General features: G+C 35.3%; 21 protein-coding genes. 6 read left to right on the top strand and 15 right to left on the bottom strand.

Features of this window, described 5'->3' with window-relative positions; translation table 11 throughout:
* Nucleotides 1-2: 2 nt before the first annotated feature.
* Nucleotides 3-944 carry a M28 family peptidase gene (locus ACLHG9_RS09790; protein WP_410221310.1) on the top strand — a complete coding sequence of 314 codons (942 nt, stop codon included), beginning with the start codon at nucleotides 3-5 and terminating at the stop codon, nucleotides 942-944.
* A 32-nt stretch (nucleotides 945-976) separates the two neighbouring features.
* Here ACLHG9_RS09790 and ACLHG9_RS09785 read toward each other — a convergent pair whose 3' ends face one another.
* The 5 genes from ACLHG9_RS09785 to ACLHG9_RS09765 form a co-directional block, all read right to left on the bottom strand.
* Complete coding sequence (locus tag ACLHG9_RS09785) at nucleotides 977-1,243, bottom strand: hypothetical protein (protein WP_243362793.1); 267 nt, start codon at nucleotides 1,241-1,243, stop codon at nucleotides 977-979.
* Between the two features lie 133 nt (nucleotides 1,244-1,376).
* Complete coding sequence (locus ACLHG9_RS09780) at nucleotides 1,377-3,032, bottom strand: S41 family peptidase (RefSeq protein ID WP_410221309.1); 1,656 nt, start codon at nucleotides 3,030-3,032, stop codon at nucleotides 1,377-1,379.
* Between the two features lie 21 nt (nucleotides 3,033-3,053).
* Entirely contained in the window at nucleotides 3,054-3,668 is a 615-nt protein-coding gene (locus ACLHG9_RS09775) for a haloacid dehalogenase (RefSeq protein ID WP_410221308.1), read from the bottom strand.
* A gap of 13 nt (nucleotides 3,669-3,681) precedes the next feature.
* Nucleotides 3,682-4,167, bottom strand: a complete 486-nt coding sequence (locus ACLHG9_RS09770) for a hypothetical protein (protein WP_410221307.1) — start codon at nucleotides 4,165-4,167, stop codon at nucleotides 3,682-3,684.
* A complete protein-coding gene (locus ACLHG9_RS09765) occupies nucleotides 4,167-4,817 on the bottom strand; it encodes an ABC transporter ATP-binding protein (protein WP_410221306.1) in 651 nt (216 codons plus the stop codon). Before ACLHG9_RS09765 ends, ACLHG9_RS09770 begins: the two co-directional genes overlap by 1 nt.
* Nucleotides 4,818-5,258: 441 nt before the next feature.
* On the opposite strand from ACLHG9_RS09765, the gene ACLHG9_RS09760 reads away from it, so the two are divergent.
* From ACLHG9_RS09760 to ACLHG9_RS09745, 4 genes are all read left to right on the top strand, one after another.
* Nucleotides 5,259-6,098, top strand: a complete 840-nt coding sequence (locus tag ACLHG9_RS09760; protein WP_410221305.1) for a hypothetical protein — start codon at nucleotides 5,259-5,261, stop codon at nucleotides 6,096-6,098.
* Nucleotides 6,099-6,555: 457 nt separating this feature from the next.
* Nucleotides 6,556-7,380 carry a sensor histidine kinase gene (locus ACLHG9_RS09755; protein ID WP_410221304.1) on the top strand — a complete coding sequence of 275 codons (825 nt, stop codon included), beginning with the start codon at nucleotides 6,556-6,558 and terminating at the stop codon, nucleotides 7,378-7,380.
* 6 nt (nucleotides 7,381-7,386) lie between these two features.
* On the top strand, nucleotides 7,387-8,109 hold the full coding sequence (locus ACLHG9_RS09750) for a LytR/AlgR family response regulator transcription factor (protein ID WP_410221303.1): 723 nt from the start codon (nucleotides 7,387-7,389) through the stop codon (nucleotides 8,107-8,109).
* Nucleotides 8,110-8,240: 131 nt separating this feature from the next.
* A complete protein-coding gene (locus tag ACLHG9_RS09745) occupies nucleotides 8,241-9,215 on the top strand; it encodes a c-type cytochrome (RefSeq protein WP_410221302.1) in 975 nt (324 codons plus the stop codon).
* A gap of 498 nt (nucleotides 9,216-9,713) precedes the next feature.
* Here the strand turns inward: ACLHG9_RS09745 and ACLHG9_RS09740 are convergent, their stop codons facing one another.
* The 7 genes from ACLHG9_RS09740 to ACLHG9_RS09710 all read right to left on the bottom strand — a co-directional run bounded on the left by ACLHG9_RS09740 (nucleotide 9,714) and on the right by ACLHG9_RS09710 (nucleotide 15,085).
* Nucleotides 9,714-10,412 carry a hypothetical protein gene (locus tag ACLHG9_RS09740; protein ID WP_410221301.1) on the bottom strand — a complete coding sequence of 233 codons (699 nt, stop codon included), beginning with the start codon at nucleotides 10,410-10,412 and terminating at the stop codon, nucleotides 9,714-9,716.
* A 76-nt stretch (nucleotides 10,413-10,488) separates the two neighbouring features.
* A complete protein-coding gene (locus tag ACLHG9_RS09735) occupies nucleotides 10,489-11,121 on the bottom strand; it encodes a YceI family protein (protein WP_410221300.1) in 633 nt (210 codons plus the stop codon).
* Between the two features lie 25 nt (nucleotides 11,122-11,146).
* The gene (locus ACLHG9_RS09730; protein WP_410221299.1) at nucleotides 11,147-11,965 is read right to left on the bottom strand and encodes a hypothetical protein; all 819 of its coding nucleotides are present in this window, start codon (nucleotides 11,963-11,965) and stop codon (nucleotides 11,147-11,149) included.
* A 153-nt stretch (nucleotides 11,966-12,118) separates the two neighbouring features.
* Complete coding sequence (locus ACLHG9_RS09725; protein WP_410221298.1) at nucleotides 12,119-12,535, bottom strand: ester cyclase; 417 nt, start codon at nucleotides 12,533-12,535, stop codon at nucleotides 12,119-12,121.
* 33 nt (nucleotides 12,536-12,568) lie between these two features.
* Entirely contained in the window at nucleotides 12,569-13,030 is a 462-nt protein-coding gene (locus tag ACLHG9_RS09720; RefSeq protein ID WP_410221297.1) for a DinB family protein, read from the bottom strand.
* Nucleotides 13,031-13,113: 83 nt separating this feature from the next.
* Nucleotides 13,114-14,574, bottom strand: coding sequence for an alpha/beta hydrolase (locus ACLHG9_RS09715; protein ID WP_410221296.1), 1,461 nt, complete (start codon nucleotides 14,572-14,574; stop codon nucleotides 13,114-13,116).
* Nucleotides 14,575-14,611: 37 nt separating this feature from the next.
* Complete coding sequence (locus tag ACLHG9_RS09710; RefSeq protein ID WP_410221295.1) at nucleotides 14,612-15,085, bottom strand: GNAT family N-acetyltransferase; 474 nt, start codon at nucleotides 15,083-15,085, stop codon at nucleotides 14,612-14,614.
* Nucleotides 15,086-15,336: 251 nt separating this feature from the next.
* Between ACLHG9_RS09710 and ACLHG9_RS09705 the strand changes: the two genes are divergently transcribed.
* On the top strand, nucleotides 15,337-16,059 hold the full coding sequence (locus ACLHG9_RS09705; RefSeq protein ID WP_410221294.1) for a carboxypeptidase-like regulatory domain-containing protein: 723 nt from the start codon (nucleotides 15,337-15,339) through the stop codon (nucleotides 16,057-16,059).
* A 151-nt stretch (nucleotides 16,060-16,210) separates the two neighbouring features.
* Here ACLHG9_RS09705 and pdeM read toward each other — a convergent pair whose 3' ends face one another.
* The 3 genes from pdeM to ACLHG9_RS09690 all read right to left on the bottom strand — a co-directional run bounded on the left by pdeM (nucleotide 16,211) and on the right by ACLHG9_RS09690 (nucleotide 21,252).
* Nucleotides 16,211-16,846: a ligase-associated DNA damage response endonuclease PdeM gene (gene pdeM, locus ACLHG9_RS09700; RefSeq protein ID WP_410221293.1), complete on the bottom strand. Its 636-nt coding sequence runs from the start codon at nucleotides 16,844-16,846 to the stop codon at nucleotides 16,211-16,213.
* 84 nt (nucleotides 16,847-16,930) lie between these two features.
* On the bottom strand, nucleotides 16,931-19,384 hold the full coding sequence (locus ACLHG9_RS09695) for a ligase-associated DNA damage response DEXH box helicase (protein ID WP_410221292.1): 2,454 nt from the start codon (nucleotides 19,382-19,384) through the stop codon (nucleotides 16,931-16,933).
* A 275-nt stretch (nucleotides 19,385-19,659) separates the two neighbouring features.
* Nucleotides 19,660-21,252 carry an ATP-dependent DNA ligase gene (locus ACLHG9_RS09690; RefSeq protein ID WP_410221291.1) on the bottom strand — a complete coding sequence of 531 codons (1,593 nt, stop codon included), beginning with the start codon at nucleotides 21,250-21,252 and terminating at the stop codon, nucleotides 19,660-19,662.
* Nucleotides 21,253-21,254: the final 2 nt, after the last annotated feature.

Below are 21,254 nucleotides of genomic sequence, written 5' to 3'. Positions count from 1 at the left end.
AAATGAAGAAATTATTTTTAATTATTCCAATTGCATTACAACTTAGCTGCGGATCTGTTAAACAAACCAATAATGTTAATGCCGACACACAACTTTTAAAAGATGTGGAAACTTTATCTTCTGATGCTTATGAAGGTAGAAAATCGGGTACAAAAGGCGGAGAAATGGCCAGAAACTATCTAATAGGACGACTTAAAGAAATAGGTATCCAGCCCTACCCTTCGTTAAAAGGCTACGAACAGAACTTTGAGATAAGAAGTAAGAACAACCTTACTTCAGGCAAAAACCTGATTGCTTATATACCTGGCAAAAGTGAGAATGTGATTGTAATTTCTGCTCATTATGACCATATAGGCGTAATCAACAATGAAGTTTACAACGGCGCCGATGACAATGCTTCTGGTGTAGGTGCTTTATTAAAATTTGCTGCTCATTTTGTAAAAAACAAACCTAACAATACTTTAATATTTGCTTTGTTTGATGCAGAAGAAATGGGATTACAGGGAGCGAAGGCATTTGTTTCTAACCCACCGCTAAGTCTGGATAAAATTAAATTAAATATCAATATGGATATGATCAGCCATAACGATAAGGGTGAATTGTATGTTGCGGGCACTTACAAATACCCTGAATTGAAAAAATACCTATTCACTACTGTTAAAGACATTAAACTATTAACCGGACATGATGATCCAAAATTGGGTCATGACGATTGGACTAACCAAAGTGACCAGGGGGCTTTTAATGCTAAAAATATTCCTTTTCTGTATTTTGGTGTTGAGGATCATAAAGATTATCATAAAGCTACTGACGAGTTCCAGAATATTAATAAATCCTTTTATATCAATGCATCAAATGTAATATTGGATGTTATCAATAATATTGATAAGGAAAAAGACTTGCAGTCGATCTTTAAAGATAAGGTTCAGATGCATAAGCAATAAATAAAAAAGCCAGCTTAAAGCTGGCTTTTTTATTAAAAATCAATATCAATTATAGATTTAATTGGTATATGAACATTGTTTTTTAGCTGCAGGTATTTCTCTGTAACAGACCATACGGTAGTAATTACTTTTTTGGGTCCGTCTATCGTGTTAAACGTAATTTTTGCCTTACCTTTAAACTCATTCCCTAAACGCTCAACTACTTTAAGTTTTTGTATAATGTCGTCAGAAAGAGTAATATCTGCAGGGATAATTCTGTCTACATGTATTTCTTCTTTTTCTATCAATTCGCTCAACATAACTTTAATTTTTAACTATTAAACAAGCTTAGCTAATTTTTAACTATTAAACAACTATTGAATAGTCAAAAAAAAGATAGAAATGTAAAATTTCAATAACAAAAAAACCGCATTTCTGCGGTTTAAAATAAAATTATTGTCCTTTTCGCCTAGGGCTCGATACCATCCCCACAAATTCACCTTTACCTATATTACGTTTTCCTGTTATTTTTGTACGACTTAATTTATTCATGGTATTCGTCATCATTTCTGTTCCGGCCAGTTTAGCGCCTACAGGTTGAACCGTTGCTGAAGGTGCCAGCACTTTCAGTGCCTGATCTAAATAAGCTTCTTTTACATCACCAAAGTCATGAGTCGGATCATCCCATAAGTTTGGGTATGCCGAAGTGTTTGCTTCATCATAATCGGGCGTAATGCCGTTAAAGTAACCACCTTGACCAAGAGAGTTCTTAGTTTCAAACATCGAAAAATAAACATCATACCTGTTCTCGATCGTAACAGGAAAAAATCCAATTGGTTTCCCATAAGTAGTTGCGCCTACTGTTTTTACATTAACATAAGGTTTCAAGGAATTAATTACCAATTCACTTGCCGATGCCGTGTTACCGCTCACAATAAAAACCACATTTTGAATAGTATTCAGGCTACCTTTTTTATCAAACTTAGCGGTATTAGCTGTGGTTGAATAATCTACATCATCAAAATAGTTCGCAATTCTGCCGTTTACATATTGTATTTTATCATTAACATCTAATAAAGGCTGATTACGTAAAATAGTAGCCTGCTTGTTTTGCATAGTACTGTTATAGTACTCTGTGTACATCACTTTACCGTTTAGAGCTGATGGAGCAATCAGGTTAATCATATATTCTGCGGTGCTCACATATCCACCTCCGTTGTAACGCAAATCAACAATCAGATCGGTAACATTTGCTGTTGCAAATTCTGCAAAAACAGGGTCTAAGTTTACGTCTGAAGGGTTTCTTCCCGGTGTAGACAGCATAGAAAAACGTGCAAAATTTAGATAACCAATTTTTTTACCTCCGGCATCATAAATTTTCTTTGTATAAATAGGACTGCTTTTATAAACTGCTTTGGTTAAGGTTACAGACTTGGTTGCTTTTGTAAGGTAATTGATCAGATCTAATTGTACGTTTGCTCCACTTAAAGCCGTGTTTAATGAAGAACTTTCTGTGCTGTAATTTGCTCCATAAGATTGTCCGTTAATTTTTGAAATGTACCATCCTCTTTTAAGTCCGGCTAAATCTGCGGGTGAGCCCTGATATACAGCCGTTATAAATGGGTAGTAAGGACTGCTGTTTGAATTACCTGTTAAATAAGATACTATTCTTAATCCGATATCATTTCCATTACCTAATAAATCTACAGCAAGCTGATCTTTACTATTGAAAGCTGTAGGGTTTTTATTAGTTCTATCAAAAATGTAAGAATATTTTGGTGCGGTAGAAGTTGATTTATATTCCATTGAGTTGGAATATTTGGCAATCTCTAACAATTCTGAGTTATAATTAGCTAAATCTGTAGTTAGGCCAGTAAATCTTCTTGGATTAAAATCACCATAAGTAGGTAAATTGGTATTCCAGTAGTAAACATCTTTTGCGTACAAGAAAATAGAATCTAAAGACAGTTCTTTTCTGGTTGCGGTTACAGGGGTTACAGGATCTGGTTTTGGTGGTTCAGGTGTTGGTTGTACACTTGATTTTTTACAGGCCGTGAATGCGGCTATAGCTATTAGAACAAATAGCTTTATTGTAAAGTTTTTTTTCATATAGTTTTATTTCAGTACTAATTAACGATTTTTTATTGACAAAATTTCTGTTACACAAATTTTGTCTCCAAAAAAGTTAACCGGATGAGCTGCATCGTAAACTACCAGTGTATCAGCCAGCTTCCCTTTTGTATTTGTTAAAGTTTCTTCAATCAGCTTGTTCCAGTCATTGCCGTATTCATCCAGAAAATACAAATTGATAAAACGCTCTAAGCCATTCCACTCTATTTGCTTTATTTTATTAATAGCAATATCCATATTACCTTTTGCTACAATAAAGATACTTTTATGCTTTGCTGCTATTTCCTGTAAAACCACTAAAACATTATTGTACAGCAACAATTTTAAAGGTAAGCGGGCATTTTCATGCAAGCGCTCAAAATTTAACCGGTATTTATGATCTATATTAAAAATGCCGGCCACTTTTTCAAAAATACCTTCAGCTCCTTTTGCTTCATATTCTTCTTTGAAACAAGCTATAATCTGCTTACTGTCTAATTGTTCTGTATAGGCCATAAATTCGGCAAAGAGATAGTAAACTTGTAATAAATAATCTTTTTCAGGATACAATACATCATCAAGACAAAAAAAGAAACACTCTTTTTGTTCAATCAGGTTGGAGATTGGCAAGGTCATTTACTGAAATCTTTTAAATTGAAATTAAACCTAGTTTTTCTGTTTGAGTTTCTATATAAAAAGCACCGTTAAGTTTAAGATTAGCTGCTTCTTCATTTTTAACATGATCCGGAAATGATTGGTAAAGAATATTTCCGTTTTCTAATATGAGCCAGTTTTTAGGATCTATTTGCACATCATATTGTGAAAGCAGATCTATATGAGGTAAAAGTACCTTTATTCCATACTCTGTAAATAAAGTAACCGCTTTTGATACAGCTTCTATCTCAAAACGATACAAAGGCAGAATCATGTTTACATCCTGATCTAAACAACTGGTTAGTAGTATATGCGCGGTACTTTCTTTATTTTGATTACCTAAGCTCAAAAAGCTATAGTTTTCTGTTTGTAATTGAGGCACCTCACCGTAATCTGCCAAAATAAGTTTAAAACCAGCGAAAGCCTTCTTTATTTTTATTGCGGTTGCTGTAGTAGCCGCGGTAATTAAAATTTTAGCCATTAAATTATGTACCCATCTTTCATCGTAACTACCCTGTTACTGATATTTGCTAAATCACTGTTATGCGTTACAATGACAAAGGTTTGTTTAAAGTTATCTCTTAAATCTGTGAATAGCTGATGTAATGCATCGGCATTCTCAGAATCCAGATTACCCGAAGGTTCATCTGCCAGAATTATTTTAGGATTATTAATTAAAGCTCTGGCTACTGATATGCGCTGTTGTTCACCTCCCGACAACTGGGAAGGTTTATGCTCAGCACGACCTGTCAGGCTAAAAAAATCAAGCAGTTCAAAAGCTTTCTTTTCGGCTTCTTTTCTGCCTGTTCCTGAGATGTAGGCCGGAATGCAGATGTTTTCCAAAGCTGTAAACTCAGGTAATAAGTGATGAAACTGAAACACAAATCCGATATGCTGATTTCTGAAGCGACTTAAAGCTTCTCCTTTTAATTGTTTCAGATTTACGCCATCAAGTTCAACGTTACCTTCATCGGGTTGATCTAATGTTCCTAAAATATGTAATAAGGTACTTTTACCGGCACCAGAAGCACCTATAATGCTCACAATCTCTCCTTTATTCACTTCGAGATCAACACCTTTTAAAATTGAAAGATTTCCGTATGATTTTTTGATGGCATGTGCTTTTAGCATAATGCGAAGTTACAAATTTGTTGTAATTTGCTAGTCCTGAAATTAAATGAGATGAAAACATTATTGCAATAATGGGTAGTGCCAATTAAATTCTGCAAATCATAAATTGTTATTATATTTCAAAAACATAACAAACCGCTATTTTAATATGCACAACGCTTCTCATTCAGGGTATTAAGGATGTAAAGTAAGGGAAGAGAATCTGATAGAAAATAATTCTACAAAAATAGCTCTTACTGAATTCGCTCTGCCCCAAATTTACTTATAAAAACACCCCTAATTTTATAACATCTATAATATTTCTATCTAAATCAGTCATTTATCTACTTTAAACCTACGTTTGTCAACAGTTTATTGTTATCTGTCTTTATAGGGATTTCAACCTTCTGAAAAGAAAAACCAAAAAAAGATATTTGTATTGTTAACCAAATAAATGACAAAATGACAAACAAAGCTTCGGTCAGATTTCTTATCTCTATGTGCTTAATTTCTGTTCATGGTATTTCTTTAGCGCAAAAAGGTACTAACACAAAGAACGAGATCATTTTAAGTGAATTGAATTTTGCAGAACTTGCCGGTAAAAGCAGTATTAAACAGGCATTTGAACAAAACCTTGATTCGACAGGAGTAATTGTAAAAGGTATTAAGATTGTTAATGGCCTTAAAACCTATGCAACCGTTATGCCAGATAGCACAGCTCGATTAGTTTGGTATCCTACTTATGCCAGTATGAATGTTGACCGCAATTTTGGTTTTACAACCGGACCCTATCTATTTTATGCTAACCCAGGAGAAAAACCAGATGCTACCGGCAATTACTTTTCTATCTGGAAGAAAGATACGAACAACATTTTCAAGCTCATTTTTGACGGCGGCATCAATCATACCAAAATAAGAAATGACTATAATATTGCCATCAATGAAGCTTCTACCAGATTTACTTCTTTAAAAACAGATGCAAAAACAAGTATTTCCACTCCTCCAGCGCTACAAACAACCAGTGAGGCTGTTCCTTATCTGAGCAGTAAGGTAATAACACTAAGAGCAGATCAGCCTGTCTTATTGGGCAAAAAGCAATATCAGCAACCACCTGTTCAAATGACCTATGTGCAAAAAGCCAGTGGATATGATAAGAGCGGAACAATATTTTATTGTATAGGCAACCTTTCTAACAACGCGCAGGAAGCTTCGCAAAATAAATTTCAGGGTTATTATATACAGGTATGGTGTTTTGAAAAAAAATGGGAAATTGTAGCCGATGTGATACAGTTAATTAAATAACTTTATGTAAAGCTGAAGTTGCTGTTTATCTACAAATTAGCGCCGTATATCTACAAACAGCTTCTAATTTTTTTCTTATCCAAAGGTTTTAAATACAGATTGCTATTTTTATGCTTAAATGCGCATATCTTTAAGCAATATCAGGTTTACAAAAGTCTGGCCGTTAAGAAAGAAAATTCTCCGTCATCTTCTTTTTTGGGGAGTATGCACTACTATTTTAACCTTTTTATTTGCTGTAGGCCTGCCAGGGTATTTCTTAGCGCTTAAGCTGGTATTAATGTTATTGCCTGTACATATTCTGTACTTTTATACGGTTGATATACTTCTTATTCCGAAATACCTGTACAAAAGAAATTTTTTGGCCCTTGCCCTCTCGTTTATTTTTGTTTGTGCTTTTTATACCTGTTTATATCGATTAATTGAGATCTTTTTTGCAGATCCCTATCTCTATAATCAAATGAAACCCCTAAATCCTGCCTTTAAATGGAAAAAAATAGAAGGCAGTTTCCAGCAGCAGTTTTTCAATGGCCAATACATGATTCACGCGCTGGAACAATGTAATTCCATTATCTGGGGCGCATTATTGATCAAATTTGTTAGAATGTGGTATGAACGTAAGCAAATGGCTCTTCATTCTGAGCTTAATTTTTTAAAAGCACAGATTCACCCGCATTTTCTTTTTAACACCTTAAATAACCTGTATGCACTTACCTTAGATAACTCTCCTTCTTCTCCAGAAGTGGTTTTAGGACTGTCTCAAATACTGCGTTACATGCTTTATGAATGTAAATCAGATTATGTCCCTCTAAAAAGAGATGTAGAAATTATAAAAAACTACATTACTTTGGAAAAATTAAGGCATGGCGATAGATTGGACCTCAATTTCAAAATAGACGGAGAAATTAACCATCAGCAAATAGCGCCGCTTTTAATGATCCCACTTATTGAAAACGCTTTTAAACATGGCGCAAGCGAAATGATGGAAGGTGCCTGGATCAATATGGTTTTAGAGGTAAATTCAAACTCCATTAAATTTAAAGTATCTAACGGAAAACCTATAGAACAAAATGAAACCCATCGTATACATTTCGGGAAAATAGGTCTTGAAAACGTGAAAAAACGACTTGAGTTAATTTATCCTGAAACACATCAGTTTACCATATATGATGAAGAAGATATGTATGTGGCTATTTTAGAAATAACGCTCAACCAAGCCACTTCTTTAGAAGAAGCCAATATTAATCCCAATTTATATGATATGCCATTAACTGCAGGCAAATAATAGTTTATGAAAATAAAAGCGCTTATTGTTGACGATGAACCCCATGCTGTTGAAATCATTCAAAAATATATAAAAGATTTCTCTCAGGTAGAGCTTGTGGCAAAGTGTAATAATGCTGTACAAGCCTTCCAAATTCTACAGCAAAACAAAATAGATCTCATCTTTTTGGACATCAAAATGCCCGGGCTGCTGGGCACAGATTTAATCAGGACCTTAAATAACCCTCCTAAAATCATATTTACCACAGCTTATCAGAATTATGCGTTAGAAGGTTTTGACCTCAATGCAGTAGATTATTTACTTAAACCCATTCCTTTCGATCGCTTTTTAAAAGCAATGGATAAAGTTTTTGATCTGTATAAACTTCAACACCAAAAAATAGGCATATCTACCCATCTTCCCGAAACCAAAGGCGATGATTTCCTTTACTTAAGAGTAGAAAGGAAAACGGTAAAAATTAACGTGAGCGATATCTATTGGATGGAAAGTCTTAAAGACTACATTAGGATTACGCTTAAAGATAAGGTACTGATCAGTAAACAGAAAATAGGTGTATTGGAAGAGCTTCTACCAGGCGACAAATTCATCAGGATACACCGATCTTTTATGGTAGCTATAGATAAAATAGAAAGTTATCATGCCTATGCCATTGGCATATTAGGGAAAGAGCTACCCATCGGCCGTAATTATAAGGCCGAATGCAAAAAGAGGTTAGCACAGGGCATTTAGCTATCTCTATATTGTTACCACTTATCGTCAAAATTACACTATCTGTCTACAATAATCTTGTGTTTGTCTATTAGATAAGTATATCCATTATTTTTTATGGATTTTCGTTACAATTAATGAAGAATAAAAGCATGAAATTATTAAAATTTTTAGGTATTATTATTGGCATTGTTGTCCTAGTAGCTCTTGGTTCGGGGCTGTACATCAATTTTGCCAAACCAAACGTGGGCGATGCTCCCGCTCTAAACATAAGTAAAGACAGCGTTAGTATTGAAAGAGGAAAGTATCTCGCCAACCATGTTACTGTATGTATAGATTGTCATAGTCAACGTGATTGGAGCATTTTCAGCGGTCCGGTAATACCTGGAACAGAAGGTAGTGGCGGAGAAACCTTTGATAAAAAAATGGGGTTCCCCGGTAATATTTATGCAACCAATTTAACTCCTAGCACTCTCGGTTCGTGGACAGATGGAGAAATTTACAGGGCTGTTACTTCAGGCGTAGGGAAAGATGGCCATGCTTTATTCCCTGTAATGGGCTACCAACGTTTTGGTAAAATGAGCAAGGATGATGTTGAAAGTATTATTGCCTACATTAGAACATTGCAACCTGTTAAGAGGGAAATCCCTAAATCTGAACTGGATTTTCCAGTTAGTTTACTTAACAAACTTTCTCCACAGGCTCCAAATCATCAAGTACGTCCCTTGCCTACAGATACCGTTCTTTATGGTGGCTATCTGGCTAATGCAGCCGGATGTGTAGATTGTCACAGTCAGCAAGATAAAGGTAAAATCGTAGCAGGTACAGAATTTGGCGGCGGTCTGGAATTTAAACAACCTGCAGGTATTATACGGGCACCAAACATTACAATGGATAAAGCTTCTGGAATTGGTAACTGGAACAGTGATCTGTTTGTAGCTAAGTTCAAAGTTTATGCAGATAGCAGTTATAAACCTCAGAAGTTAAATCCTCATGAATTAAACTCGCCTATGCCTTGGAAGATGTATAGCGGTATGACTGAACAGGATTTAAAAGCTATTTATAGTTATTTAAAAAGCATAAAACCAATTGCAAATAAAATAGAGGTAAGAACTTATGCAAAATAGGATAATAATCAGATTAACTGAGTGCTTTTTAGGGTAGTAAGAAGCGCTCAAACAATCATCATAAACAAAAGCCCTGCAGGTATACTTCCTAACAGGGCTTTATTTTTTGTATATATTAATCAAAATTATATTGTCAGTTTGAGCTGGCTGAAAACTGTTCATTTCATATGCTAACAATTTAATATAACACAAATTCCATGTCATTAAACTAAGGAGGAAGCTAAAACATGATCTTTTAATAAACCCAAGAAGACATTTATATTTTAGTTTTTAACCACAGTAAAATAATTTTGGATAGAAGTTCTATAGACTGTTAGAAAACCTTTTTAGCGCAAGGCTTTATCCAAGAAAAGGAGTTAAGCACGACTTGTACTTCACTATACAACTAATAAGTCTTCTACCGCCCAAATAAAAGACTCGGTTATTAAGACATAAAAAAGCCGAATTTACATTTGTAAACCCGGCCTCAAACTAAACTAATTATGATGTTGATTCTCTTTAAAAAGTATATTTTATGCCAAATCCTCCACTTTCAGCACCAAATCCACCTCCGTTAAAATCAAAAGCCGGCATCCAGTCTGCACTAATGGCAATAGGTGTATTGTTAAATTTATATTCTAAACCAGCCATAGCCGCTAAACCATAATATGAATATCCTCCACTTGCGTACCAGTCTGAGTAAATTGACTTTTTGTAAGAAAAATTCCCATAATAAGGCCCTGCTCCTACCAACCAGTGCAAACCAGCTGCATCAGGAATGGCTTTCTCATATTGATACAATGCAGTAATAGCAATATCATTACCCAATCCGCTATAAGATCTGTAACGCACAATTGCTTCTATAGCCTGATCTTTTTTAAAGAAGTATTTTCCTGTTGCCGAAATACCCCACATAAACTTAATCCCTAAAGCGGCTTTATACGGACGATCTGATTGGCCTGTTACAACCTCTGTCTTAGTTGTATTTGATTTAGGCTTACTTACTTGCTCGTTTTCCCTTTCAGTCTGTTTTGTTTGTTGTGTCTGGGGTTCCGCTGCAATAGTTGCAGGTGCTGTTGGAGCCGGAGCTTTAGCAACAGGTTTTGTTTCCTGCTCTTTAACAGGTTGTTTTTTTACGACTGTTTTTTTAACCTGCGCATTTGCATTTCCTATAGCAAAAGTTGCTGTCAAAAATAAAATAGTTGTTAAATGTTTCATGTAATTTTATAATGGTAAATATTTATTATTGAGCATTATACAATGCGGCAAAAGAGGTAATGCTACTTTGTATACGTTATTTTGTTATTCTGGTAGCAATAAAGTCTATCTCCACCTCTATTTCATTTTTTATCTTTTTATCTGCAGGCAAGTCATCTGATGTCGCAAAATTCATCCCCCATTTGGTTCTATCGAATTTAAAATTGGAAACTACCGAAACTGTAGTATTAGAAATGTTTATTTTAGCCGGAATATCAAGCGAAAGTTCTTTTCCCAAAAGTTTCATACTACCTTTGATCAAGTAATTGTTACCCTGTGCGTCAACAGCTTTCTTTTCTGCCGAGCTGATAATGTAGGTAACGTAAGGATGTAACGCCAGATTAAAAAAGTCAGCTGTCTGCAAATGTTCCGTCAGTTCTATTTTCTTTTCTAAAGGAAGTTCATTGGTAATCAATATTGAGGTTACGGGAATACTGATTTTTCCTCCCGTAATTTTATTGCCCTCTAAAAAAATGTCCTTTCCTTCTAATTCGATGGTTCCTGAGTTGAAATACCCGGTTTCAAGGTAACCTTTCCATGAGGCTTTAGCGTTCAAATCTATTATAAGCTCTTCTTTTGTATTTTCTTTATCCTTTTTACATGCTATTAAAAGTACTATCCCCATAACTGCGGCTATTAACTTAAAGCCATTCATTCTTAATCTGTTCATTTCAAAATAAATTAAAGGTAAAATTCTATGATTTAATGTTATTCAACACAATGGTCGAGCTGGAAGTAGTACCACCAAAAACAGTCGCGTTTTCTTGCTTAACCACACCCACGCCATGCGCCATCCAAAGTGTAATGGTTTCTGTGCCATCACGAGACATCATTTGTTTTCCATCTACTTTAATGATTTGCTGCTGAGAACTGGTATAAACAAATTTGCTACAAACAAATGTACCCCCAGGAACTGTAATGGTTTCTACAGCCACCACATTACCAGGCTTTTGAACGATTTCTTGTGTAACTTCAAAGGTAGTATTGCTTCCTGATTGCTTTTGCACATACCTAAGGTATTGTCCGGTTATTCCAGGTATTTCCCAGGTTAAGGTAGCGTTTTCGCGAATGGCATTTTCCATGACCATATAACCCGGAAATCCTGTGGTTTTAGCTTCTTCCACTACCACATTTGGTGTTTTCTTTAATTCGGCCACTAGGGCATACCAAGCATCGGGCATATTAAAACTGGTATAGGTTTTGCCATTGGCCACGTATAAACTGTTATCCAATGCCATGTCCATGCCATGTGCGGCAATATTGGTATGCAGGTTATAAATCTGTATACCCATTGAATCTTTTCCTCCATCAATCCATTTGGTTGCGGTACCAATATTCACATCATCTTCTATAATGCTATAGATATATCTGGTATTCAAACGGGGCACAAAGCTATTTTTATCGGCCTCTTTTAGTTTTGTTGTTTCTGATTTATCCTTTTTGCAGGCATTAGCGGTTAAACCTAAAATCAGCAGCATCAATATCCATTTACTGCTTAAAATTTCTCTTTTCATCTTTATCATTTAATTTCCGGCAAAAGTATTACAGGTACTTATACACTTTCAATCAGTGTAGATAAAGGGTTCACAAGCGTCGACTAATGAATGCAAAAAGGCATCTTTCGCCGAAAAATGCCTTTAAAGAAAGTTGGGATTATTTTAAACTTGTCAGATTTTACAAGCGTGTGAATTACCCGCAATAGCTTGCTCAATTATATTTCCATCTATAGCAGCCCACTGGGCAGAGATTTTTTCGTTAGAGAATTCAAATAGCCTGTATCCCGTTGTTACGATATCCACCCCTGTAGCGGCATATCCTCTCCATTCGCCAATATGTTTCAATTGCATGCTTATCCTTATAAATACTTTATTATTTTCTGCTACTATATCTTCAATAAGAGTTGTATGCTGAAACGAGCTACTTGTAGCTTTTATCCATTTTTGAGTACCTTCTATGCCTGTAGATAACCCAAAAGGTAAGGAATGATCTACAAAATCATTGCTCATAAAATTAGTTAGCTGCTCTGTTTTCCTGTGGTTCCAAACATTTTCAATAAATGCCAAAACCATTTCTTTTTTATTCATATTTTTCACTAAAACTTGAAATTATTATATGTATCAACGAGATCCACACTCCCAAAGCCCAAATTGTATCTTTTTATCAACCGGATGTCCTGATTGTTTTAAACATAGTATAATCTGCCCCCTATGATGGCTTTCATGAGCAATAAGGTAACCTAAAAAAGCAATAGGGTGAGGTTTGAAACCTTTTATCTTTCCCTGCTCAAACCCATTTTGCAAAAGTGCAGCAATTGCTTTTGCACTATTAGCCAACTCATCTATTAATAGCCTTTTGTTAATAATTGTCTTTTCTATTTTAATCTGATCACTTAATAATAAGGGTTCTGCAGATTTTAACCACATCAGTCTAACATTATGTATGTGAGCAAAATGCTCTCCTACATTTCGGCCTTTCGAGGCCGAAATGTCGCTCAGATATTCATCAGGTATTGCATTTAAAAGGTATAAGTTTATCCTGTTATGAATTTCCCAGGTTTCGATGAATTCTCTTACATTCATTTTTAGTTTATGTAGTTAAACAGATAGTATTTTTAAGCATATTTAAATTCAGTAATCCTTTCTTTTAAGCAAGACAGACAGATTTATCTTTGCTGGATCAATTCATCCATTTCTTTTTGTATGACATCTGCCACAGCTGATCTTGTACTAAAATGATCGGCATTTTTTACAATTTCGATTTGGATCGAAGCATTAACAGATTTTATTTTATCACGAAATGCCGTAACAGAATTCTGTAGCAAGAAATTATCGTTTTCGCCAGCGTAGATTCTGATCTTATTACTGGCTTCTTTTTTAATCTTTGACCAGTTCTGCTGTACATAAAGTGCAAGATCATAAGGTTTCCAGGAATTAGCAATTGCTTTATTGATCTTACCTGTTAAGGGATTAAAAAGCTCTTGTGGTCGCCCATCTTTGCCTGGTACGCCAAATTCTGCTTCAAAAGACTGCCCCTGCCCTCCATCTCCTTCTAACTGCTCTTTTTCGGCCATCTTCTTTAAAGTAGAAGTAGCTTTACCGTTAATGATGAAAATCTCTCTTTCTTTTTTCTGGGCGTCATAAAAATAATTGTCATCCTTATAAATGTTCACACCCGTAAAATTGCTGAAATCAAGAGGATCTGGAGAAGTTGCCCAACAACCGCCAAATTTATCAGGAAAGTGCAACGCCAACCAGATTACGCCATAACCGCCCGAGCTCTGCCCGGTAATTAACCGATGTTCAGGTAGTTTACTCATATTGAATTGGCTTTCGAGGTAAGGAATAAACTCGGTAACCAAAGCCGTTCCCCAAGAACCATTCACTCTCGAATCAACAAAAGCATGTAAGCCATAAGGTGTTTGTGTTTCAGGGTTTAAGAATACATAGATCTTCTCTTCTCCCTTACCTATACCGTATATTTGTTGCTGACCTTTATTATAGGCATTGTGATGTGTGCCTCCCCAACCGGGTATAATATAAACCACAGGATATTTTTTATGAGGATTGTTTTGATAAGATGGTGGTAAAACCACTCCAGCTTTCATAAAGATAGGTTCTCCTCTAAATTTTGTTAAAAGCGTTGATTTAAAAACAATTTCTTTGATTAAATCACTCTGATTAAATTTTCGCTCAGGAAAAACATTAGATAAGGTTAATACGGGAGCAGCAGTTGTTCCACCATCTAACAGGGCTACTACCTCTTTACGAGTATATAAATTACCTGGAGCGTTATTGCCCCGTTCTTTGGTATTGGTATCCAGTATCGCTACCATTTTGTAGTAAGCCTTTTTCAGCGAATCCAAAGGTTTTAAATAAGAAAAAGCTTTTTGATCTAAAGTTTGGATTTCGCCTGCTTTCCAGTTTTTAACAGTAAGGGCAAAAGCCGGTGCATCTTCCTGTACCTGTCCAAAGGGTTTACTGGTATCAGCCTGAATATAAACCATCAACCGCCCGCTATAAGGGCCTTTTAAATCATCTGCTAGTTTAACCTGAATTTTGTTTTGTGCCTGTGCATAAAGCGCAAGGAAAGAAAACAAAAAACTTAACTTTAATATAGATTTCATATTGAATAAAATTAATATTGAATAGTTTTCATCATGTTCATATTGCCTTTATCATTTTATAGTTCGTTAGTTCTACACCTTTTACATACACATGTTGTTCTTTTTTCACACTAAAACCCTTACTTTCAAAAAACGGTCTTGCGGTTTTACTAACATCTGATATCAGTTCTGTTTGCTTTTGTTGTTTTGCTATATTTTCTATATTCATATAAAGCTTATTCGCAATGCCTTGCCTTTGGTAATCTTTATGAACATAGAACAGATCGATGTAATGCCCACTGTCAAGTGTAGCAAAACCAACAATCTTGTCTGTATATTGAGCAACCAAAACGATTTGTTTCGTGAGTATTGTGTTCCATCGCTGTAGATTTTCAATTCCTGAGATCCATGCCTCGATTTGTTGTTTATCATAATCTGCATAGCAAACAGTTGTTATTGTTTCTACATACAGTTTTTGCAATTCGGCTAAATCATGTTGTTGTCCTTTTCTAATTGTAAAATGTTCAGGCATTATAAAGTCTTTAAATGGTTTGTTTCAACTAAGCTGAAAAACAGTTTTTCTTTTTCAAATATATCATCGATTAAAAAAAAGAAGCAATTCTATCGACAGAATACCTATCCTTATAGATAAACGGTATAAACATGAATTACCTCGGTTTATATCTACTGTACATAAACATCCGTCTAAGGTATTTACATAAAAAAATATTGAGATCTAATTTTGTTACTCATTGTAAAATCTTAGCATAAATAATTTATAGTATGACGATAAAATATGTATATCTCGCATTAGTTTGTATAGTCTTTTCAGCTAACGCTTGTAAAAAAACATCAAATCCGGGAGCAGAAACAGGTTATGCAACTGGAAAAGCAGTTGATAGCAAAGGGAATCCATTGGCAGGAGTAGAAATAACATTAGAAAACACTACTTTTCACGAGGGATACACTTCAAAAACAGACAAAAACGGCAATTACAAGATAAAATTGAGCAAAAATGGAGCTTATAGCGCGTCAGCCTATATAGATAAAGAGCTAAATAATATAGTATACCATTTACCCTTGCACACTAACGATAAAAATTATTTTAGCCAAGAGGGCGGAGTGGTAAATTTTGAGTTAAAGCTTACTGGACAAAAACCAGAAGGTGGCTATTATGGAGGTGAAATTCAAGTTGGTGCAGACATTAATGATTTAAACCTTATTGAAGATGAAGAAAACATTGAACTTACCCTAACTCCCCTCAGTAAATTAGTTGATGGCACTGACGCGACAGCAATTAAATTAAACTTAACAAGAATTTCTCTTTACTATGGACTTGTTGATATTCCCATTGCGAGATATTCTGTTGTAGCAAAATATAAAGGAACTGTATTGAAATTAAAAATCAGGGACTCAAACGCCCCATATCAAAACAATGTAACTATTAACTTTCCTAAAGATATAAGTACCGGCGCTGTTATAGGTCTAACATACCGGAGAGATTAATTAAGGTAATAGGTATCTCTAACTTACCTTAAGGGCATAATAAGATTGATAAACAGCCTGTTATTGCAAACTAACAAGCAAAATAATCTTAATGGTTCTAAAGCTCCAAGTTTTTGTAAAGAAAATAGAGTCCAGGTTTGAACGCAGCTCATTAAACCTTTATCACCTTTGAGGCTACAATAGCGAAGATCTGATCATTTTTTTTGGGTTTGAGCAGCTGTAAACCTGTAAACGCACTGAAAGCCGGTAAAATGGCATAATCTTCTCCAAAATAAAAACATGGAAATTTTAAACCTTGCTTCGCTTTGTTATAAATGCCTATCCCCGGGTGGAGATGCCCGCCTATAGGATATAAATCTGATCTACATTGGATAGCATCATGTATAAAACAGAAACCTGCACAGTCATAACTTGGTTCATGAACTTCTATAGCTAAATCTGTATAAATTTCTTCTTTTTGTTTATCATGATTTCCTTTTACCAAGATGAAGCTTATTCCATTAAAACTCTCTCTCCACTTAGCAAATTCATCAATTTCTGTGTTGTAATCACTATGAAACATATCTCCATTAATCAGTAATTGCTTGGGCTGATATTTTTGAAGTAGCTTCTCTAATCTTAGAAGGTCATTTCTTGAAACCGTATTTGGAATTGCTAATCCAACTTTACGAAAGTGGGCCGCTTTACCTAAATGTAGATCGCTAATGGCTAATAATCTTTCTTTTGGTAAATAAATAGCTCTTTCTCTATCTAAAACAAGTTCTTCTCCTCTAATTCTAATTTCCACGCTATAAAGTTAATTTATCCTTCTTTATCTGTAAAACAAAAACCCATAAAAATTTGATTTTCAAAACATTACAACTTCATAAAATCATTCTTTAAAAACCTCTTTTTTCATCCGCTCTATCCGCTTTTCTAATTCTTCAGAACTCATATTGGCTCTCAGGCTATCTACTTTAATGGGAAATGATAAAGGTGTAAAACGTTTTGGATAAGTAATAATGATATTGCTCTGCTGTATTCTATGCAATGCTGAGGCTAAGCGGGGTTCTTCCAGTTGCTGATAAAATACTTCTTCATATGCTTGCCTGAGCAATAGATTATGTTTATCAAAATCACTAAACACATTAAAAAATAAGCCTGCACTAGATTGCAGATATTTGTTTTTTACATATTTTCCGGGATAACCCTGAAAAACTAATCCAGAAATACAGGCAATATCTCTAAATTTTCTTCTTGCCATTTCGGTAGAATTGATACTTAAAGTAATATCCTCAGCTAAATTTTTTGGTGAAAAAACTTCATAAGCAATGCCATCATCCATCGGTATTTCAATATCACTTAGTAATTCAAAACCATAATCATTCATGGCTATTGAAAATGTAATTGGTACCAATTTGCTTAATCGGTAAGCTACCAAAGCACCTAGAATTTCGTGTACCAGCCTGCCTTCAAATGGATAAGCAAACAGATGAAATCCCTCTCTATTATTGATCATCTCAATAAGTAGTTCATCACTTTTAGGAACATGTGACCGTTCTTGCTGGGTAAGAAATAGTGGATAAACAACATCAAGTTCTTTATCCGCATGTTTTTTGTAAAGTACTTCATTGTATTTTTTGCGTAATACCGAGCCGAGGTTAGATGACAATGGTAATCTGCCGCCCAACCAACTAGGCGACATTGCTTTTTTCTGTTTACTCCGCCGAACAAATACCGTCATATCTTTTATTTGCACGAATTCTAAAATTCTTCCTGCCAATACAAAACTATCGCCAGCTTTAAGTTTAGAAACGAAATATTCTTCTATCATACCGATGTAGCCGCCACTTAAAAACTTTACTCTTAACATGGCATCGCTTACAATGGTACCAATATGAAGCCTGTGGCGCTGAGCAATTTGTCTGCTTTTCACTTTCCACAAACCATCTTCATCTTTTATCACCTTTTTAAATTCGTTGTATGCGGTTAAACTATCTCCCCCAGAGGTAATAAATTGCATTATCCAAGCCCATTCTTCAGGTAATAGCTCTTTGAAGGCATGGGTTTGTACCACTTCCCGGTAAATAACCCTGTCATCAAATCCATCGCCTACGGCCAATGTAACCAAGTATTGAATTAAAGTATCGAAAACCATCACAAAAGGTTCTCTGCTTTCAATATTATTTTCTCTGGCAGCTTCTTTAATTGCAGTAGCTTCAACTATTTCCAAAGCATGAGTGGGCAAGAAATATATCTTTGAAACTTCATAAGGCGAGTGCCCCGAACGGCCTGCACGCTGCAGAAAACGAGCTACACCTTTTGGAGAACCGATCTGCACTACCGTATCTACAGGTTTAAAATCTACACCTAAATCTAAAGATGAAGTGGCAATAACTGCTTTTAGTAAACCATTATGCAGACTATCTTCAATCCAGTTGCGCAATTCGAAATCTATGGAGCCATGATGGATAGCTAATCTTCCTGCTAAATCAGGTTCAACATCTAACAAGTGCTGATACCAAATTTCTGATTGGCCTCTGGTATTGATGAAGATTAATGTAGTTCTACTTTGGTTAATAATTGGGATGAGCTTATGTGCTAATTTTAAACCCAAATGGCCAGCCCAAGGCAGGGTTTCAATTGTATCGGGCAAAATGGTTTTTATTTCTATTTTCTTTTCTAATTGTGCTCTAACTATAGTTTTCTTAGCATCAGTTTCAGGAACAATTACATTTAAGGCTTCTTGTATATTACCTATGGTTGCCGAAATAGCCCAAACTCTCAGTTGTTGTTTTCTATCCGCTTTTTGTAAACCTTTTATTCTTGAGATGGCTAATTCAACCATCACACCTCTTTTACTTCCTAAAAGTTCATGCCATTCATCTGCTACGATGCATTGTAGATTTTTGAAGAGGTTTGAAGAACCTTTTTGGGCTAGTAAAAGATGTAAGCTTTCGGGCGTAATGAGTAGTATTTCGGGCATTGCTTTTTTTTGCTGAAGCTTTTCTGCCTGAGAAGTATCACCGTTACGTACACCTATATGCCAATCTAAACCTAAAACGCTTACAGCTTCACGCATTGCACGAGCAATATCTTTAGCTAAAGAACGGAGCGGAGTGATCCAGATTAATTGTAAACCCTTAACAGGTTTTGGTTGATTTAATCCTTCAATGACCACACCTAAAAAAACAGAAAATGTTTTTCCAAAACCTGTAGGCGCATTTACCAAACCACTATAACCATCTAAGTAATATTGCCAGGTTTCTTTTTGAAAATCAAAAGGCCTTCGTTTATCTGCCTTAAGCCAAGAAATGATCTGCTTATAACCTTTGGTTTTTTGCATAAGTTATTATATAAACAATAAATTATGCAAAAGGTTAACATGATTTAATCATTTAAAACAAAATTTGACAATCTGTGAAGAGTGGGTTTCTTCTATTTAGGTTTAGAATGTAATCATGATATTGCTTCAGATATAGGCTTAAGACTTATTTCAGATTACAGAATATACTAAACCAGAGTTTGCTGCACAAAATAGGACTGGCATAGTTAATGAAATAACTGCCTCCCAAAACATGGATATGGTTACTTAGGGTTTTGAATATCTTTAAACTCTAATTATTGTACCGATGTTAACAGTTGCTTCAAGTCATCTAATGTATTAATCTCCTCTACTTTTTTATCCTTGCGCCAACGTGCAATACGCGGAAAGCGTAACGCCAAGCCCGCTTTATGACGTTTGCTTTCTGCAATACCCTCAAAGGCAATTTCAAAAACCAGTTCAGGTTTTACAGTACGCACGGGGCCAAATTTTTCGATAGCGTTCTTATTGACAAAACTGTTCACTTCCTTAATTTCCTTATCCGTTAAACCTGAATAAGCTTTCGCTACTGTAATCAATTTTTCGCCATCGCGAACAGCAAAAGTATAATCCGTATAGAAATTGGCTCTTCGTCCGCTGCCTTTTTGCGCATAAATCATTACCGTATCTATAGTGTAAGGGTTAATTTTCCATTTCCACCAATCACCTCGCTTTCTACCGGTATGAAAAATAGAATTAATGTGCTTTAACATAATTCCTTCACTATTGATTGCTCTGGCCTTTTCTCTAATTTCAGCCAATTCTGTCCAACTGTTAAATTTGATAACCGGAGATAATGCTACGATTCCTTTGGTAATTAATCTATTGATCACCTTTTCCAGTAGCTTTCTTCGTTTGGCTAAAGGTTCGGTTCTGATATCATTGGTTTCATACTCAAGAATATCATAAGTATAAAACCCTACCGGAGCATTTTCTAATTGGTTTTTGCTAATATTTTTCCTGTTTAAACGTTGTTGCAAAATATTAAACGGAAGTACATTACCATCTTTTACTGCAAGTATTTCTCCATCTAATACAGTTCCGTCAGGTAATTCATCTTTAAGAAAATGTAATTCAGGAAATTGGCCGGTAACCAGTTCCTCACCCCGGCTCCAAATGAAGAGTTCTCCATTGCGCTTTACGATTTGCCCTCTAATACCATCCCATTTCCATTCGGCCTGCCAAGCTAATGTTTCACCTAAATTTTCGGGTTCAGTATCTATTGCATAAGCCAGACAAAATGGATATGGCCATGAATTATTAGTATTTACATGTGTACCTGTGGTTAATTCTTCATAAGTAATCTGATCGGGCTGCCATTTTCCAATTATACTGTGCATAATTTTATTGGCATCTTGTTTACTTTGCTTGGCAATGGCATTAACCAGCATTTTATTTGAAACGCCAATTCTAAAATTCCCGGAAATCAACTTATTGAAAATAAAACGTTCTTGGGTTGTTAGGCTGTTCCATGAGGCAAGTACGTAGTGTTTTTTCTCTTCATCGGTTTTATTTTGGAGTGTTACAAGCTCGGTAATCCATTGGCGCAGTGGCTTATCAATATTGTTTTCTGCAACAGGTAGTACCAGTGCAATCGTTTCACTTAAATCGCCTACACTATGGTAGCATTCTGTAAACAACCACTCTGGAATACCGCTAAGCTCTATTGCCCATTGTTTAATTAGTGTAGTAGTGATCGGCCGCTTGGGTCGCTTACCCGTAAACATGGCAATTACATAAGGTTTATCAAGTTGGTTGGCTTCATTAAAATAAGTAACTAAGGCTTCAATTTTATCATTGGTTTTATTGCTTAATTCTAATTCTTGTATCAACTGTGCAAAGCGTTTCATTC

This window comes from Pedobacter sp., from assembly GCF_046462515.1.
Classification (GTDB): domain Bacteria; phylum Bacteroidota; class Bacteroidia; order Sphingobacteriales; family Sphingobacteriaceae; genus Pedobacter.
Note: the sequence above shows the minus strand (reverse complement) of the source record. Positions and strands in the feature narration are given on the sequence as shown.

Excerpts from the sequence above, each read along its gene's own strand:
- ACLHG9_RS09790 (WP_410221310.1), top strand. The coding sequence starts at position 3 with ATGAAGAAATTATTTTTAATTATTCCAATTGCATTACAACTTAGCTGC.
- ACLHG9_RS09785 (WP_243362793.1), bottom strand. The coding sequence starts at position 1,243 with ATGTTGAGCGAATTGATAGAAAAAGAAGAAATACATGTAGACAGAATT.
- ACLHG9_RS09780 (WP_410221309.1), bottom strand. The coding sequence starts at position 3,032 with ATGAAAAAAAACTTTACAATAAAGCTATTTGTTCTAATAGCTATAGCC.
- ACLHG9_RS09775 (WP_410221308.1), bottom strand. The coding sequence starts at position 3,668 with ATGACCTTGCCAATCTCCAACCTGATTGAACAAAAAGAGTGTTTCTTT.
- ACLHG9_RS09770 (WP_410221307.1), bottom strand. The coding sequence starts at position 4,167 with ATGGCTAAAATTTTAATTACCGCGGCTACTACAGCAACCGCAATAAAA.
- ACLHG9_RS09765 (WP_410221306.1), bottom strand. The coding sequence starts at position 4,817 with ATGCTAAAAGCACATGCCATCAAAAAATCATACGGAAATCTTTCAATT.
- ACLHG9_RS09760 (WP_410221305.1), top strand. The coding sequence starts at position 5,259 with ATGACAAACAAAGCTTCGGTCAGATTTCTTATCTCTATGTGCTTAATT.
- ACLHG9_RS09755 (WP_410221304.1), top strand. The coding sequence starts at position 6,556 with ATGAAACCCCTAAATCCTGCCTTTAAATGGAAAAAAATAGAAGGCAGT.
- ACLHG9_RS09750 (WP_410221303.1), top strand. The coding sequence starts at position 7,387 with ATGAAAATAAAAGCGCTTATTGTTGACGATGAACCCCATGCTGTTGAA.
- ACLHG9_RS09745 (WP_410221302.1), top strand. The coding sequence starts at position 8,241 with ATGAAATTATTAAAATTTTTAGGTATTATTATTGGCATTGTTGTCCTA.
- ACLHG9_RS09740 (WP_410221301.1), bottom strand. The coding sequence starts at position 10,412 with ATGAAACATTTAACAACTATTTTATTTTTGACAGCAACTTTTGCTATA.
- ACLHG9_RS09735 (WP_410221300.1), bottom strand. The coding sequence starts at position 11,121 with ATGAACAGATTAAGAATGAATGGCTTTAAGTTAATAGCCGCAGTTATG.
- ACLHG9_RS09730 (WP_410221299.1), bottom strand. The coding sequence starts at position 11,965 with ATGAAAAGAGAAATTTTAAGCAGTAAATGGATATTGATGCTGCTGATT.
- ACLHG9_RS09725 (WP_410221298.1), bottom strand. The coding sequence starts at position 12,535 with ATGAATAAAAAAGAAATGGTTTTGGCATTTATTGAAAATGTTTGGAAC.
- ACLHG9_RS09720 (WP_410221297.1), bottom strand. The coding sequence starts at position 13,030 with ATGAATGTAAGAGAATTCATCGAAACCTGGGAAATTCATAACAGGATA.
- ACLHG9_RS09715 (WP_410221296.1), bottom strand. The coding sequence starts at position 14,574 with ATGAAATCTATATTAAAGTTAAGTTTTTTGTTTTCTTTCCTTGCGCTT.
- ACLHG9_RS09710 (WP_410221295.1), bottom strand. The coding sequence starts at position 15,085 with ATGCCTGAACATTTTACAATTAGAAAAGGACAACAACATGATTTAGCC.
- ACLHG9_RS09705 (WP_410221294.1), top strand. The coding sequence starts at position 15,337 with ATGACGATAAAATATGTATATCTCGCATTAGTTTGTATAGTCTTTTCA.
- ACLHG9_RS09695 (WP_410221292.1), bottom strand. The coding sequence starts at position 19,384 with ATGCAAAAAACCAAAGGTTATAAGCAGATCATTTCTTGGCTTAAGGCA.
- ACLHG9_RS09690 (WP_410221291.1), bottom strand. The coding sequence starts at position 21,252 with ATGAAACGCTTTGCACAGTTGATACAAGAATTAGAATTAAGCAATAAA.